At 36.3% G+C, this 1625-nt stretch carries 1 protein-coding gene; it reads left to right on the top strand.

What is annotated here, in order from left to right; translation table 11 throughout:
- On the top strand, positions 1 to 1098 hold a 1098-nt coding region (locus KO509_RS11250; RefSeq protein WP_289847543.1), incomplete at its 5' end, for a flagellin.
- Positions 1099 to 1625: the final 527 nt, after the last annotated feature.

Genomic DNA, 1625 nt, shown 5'->3' with positions numbered 1-1625 from the left:
CAACAAGAATTAACCCGTATCTCTGAAACCACTAAGTTTGGTGCTACAGCATTACTTGATGGTACTTTTGGTACAAAACAATTCCAAGTAGGTTCAAATGCGAATGAAACCATTAATGTTTCGTTAGGTAATATGGCTGCAGACTCTATAGGAGCTTATGGCGTTGCAGGTTCTGGTACCGTTTTGGGTGTAGCTGCGGAAGCTACAATTTTAGATACTCAGCTTGGTGATGTAACTAATGATACAATAAGTATGAATGGTACTGAAGTCACAGTAGCTGCTGATATAGGCGCTGCCGATATTGCAGATGCAATTAATGCTAAAGCAACGGGTGTAACAGCAACGGCTAAATTAGATGTTACAATTAGTGCATTATCTTCCGGTGATGATGGCACTATAAATATGATGAAAGGTGGTATTGCTGTAGATGATTACGACTTAGCTGATTACGGTGGTGATATTGAGCGCTTAGCAGAAGATTTACAGGCTGACGGCTATGATGCTATTGTTGATGGCACGACACTCACTTTAAAAGCTGAAGATGTTGATGGTATTGAAGTTGCAGGGTCTACTACTACAACTTCAACCTTATCATTAAATAATAATCTAAATACTGGTGCATTGTTAGCAAGTGCTAATGCTAATATGTCAGTTTCATCTTCTATAAGTTTATCTTCTCCTGATAAAATTGGTATTTCAGGTACAACCGTTAATGAAATATTAGGTAAAGGCGCGGGTGGTGTAGCACTTGCGGCAACAGGTGGCACAGGTGCCTTAACATCTGTCGAAGATATCGATATATCGGGTACAACAAGTGTTGGTGCCCAATCTGCGATAGAAACCATTGATGCAGCGTTAGCACAAATTGATAGTCAACGTGCTGATTTAGGTGCGGTTCAAAACCGTTTTAGCCACACTATTAGTAACTTGTCTAATGTAGCAGAAAATGTATCAGCGTCACGAAGCCGTATTGAGGATACTGATTTTGCTTCAGAAACAGCAACAATGACGAAAAACCAAATATTGCAACAAGCGGGTACTACTATATTGGCTCAGTCTAACCAATTACCACAAGCAGCATTAAGTCTTCTTGGTTAATAATACATAATAACTCTTTTGTTTATAAGAGCTAAACTGTGAAGGTTTAGCTCTTTTTTATTATTTTCTAAGGATCTTCTCTCGTCATTCCCAAGGCGTGTTAATACGAATTCCCTATTGCTAAGCAGCATAACGTTTGAGGTGTGGAAGCAAATTCAGAATCACGAATATATTGTCATTTATAAGTGGTTTAATATGGGGTCTACCAACACAAAGTAATGCTATAAAACCTATCTAAATAAAAGTATAAAAACAATAAAAAGTATTTTAATTTAGTTATTTAACAGCCTGTTACTTTTTATTTTGTTTTTTTTAAAAAAATATTCAAGTTAATTTTAGTGCTGCCGTTAACATATTTAGTACAGAGCTGCTTTGGTTAATTTGTTTGTAACTTTCTTATGGGTTAATTAACAGCTTCTGGTTAATACAACTAACTAAATCATTACATTATGTAATCAGGAGTTCATCATGGCTTTATCAGTAATTACGAATAGCTCGTCAATTAACGCACAACGTAACTTAAGTAA

The sequence above is a fragment of the Colwellia sp. C2M11 genome (genome assembly GCF_018860915.1).
GTDB lineage: Bacteria > Pseudomonadota > Gammaproteobacteria > Enterobacterales > Alteromonadaceae > Colwellia.
The sequence above is the reverse complement of the archived record's forward strand: the minus strand, read 5'-3'. Positions and strand labels throughout refer to the sequence as shown.